This window comes from Pseudomonas sp. HY7a-MNA-CIBAN-0227, from assembly GCF_040310325.1.
In the GTDB taxonomy this organism is placed as follows: Bacteria; Pseudomonadota; Gammaproteobacteria; order Pseudomonadales; family Pseudomonadaceae; genus Aquipseudomonas.
On the sequence record NZ_JBEOPT010000404.1, the window covers coordinates 1 to 228 of the forward strand.

The 228-nt window shown below is 58.3% G+C and carries 1 protein-coding gene; it reads right to left on the reverse strand.

The annotated features are described in order from the left end of the window. A partial coding sequence (locus tag AAEZ06_RS28440) for an RHS repeat domain-containing protein (protein WP_350617560.1) occupies window positions 1-228 on the reverse strand: 228 nt, incomplete at both ends.

Below are 228 nucleotides of genomic sequence, written 5' to 3' on the forward strand. Positions count from 1 at the left end.
GATTGTAGTAGCGATGGCGGTTGTAGTGCAGTCCGCTTTCTTGATCGAAGTACTGGCCCTGGAAGCGCAGCGGGTTGGTGACGGTGTTGACGTCAAGCTTCGCGATTTGGCCGTAGGCGCGGTAGTGGGCGGACCAGACGATTTCGCCGTTGGGATTCGTCAGTTCCTGGGGCGTGCCAAGGTGGTCGAGTTGGTAGTGGAAGGGTTTAGTGGCTTCTGGGCCAAAGC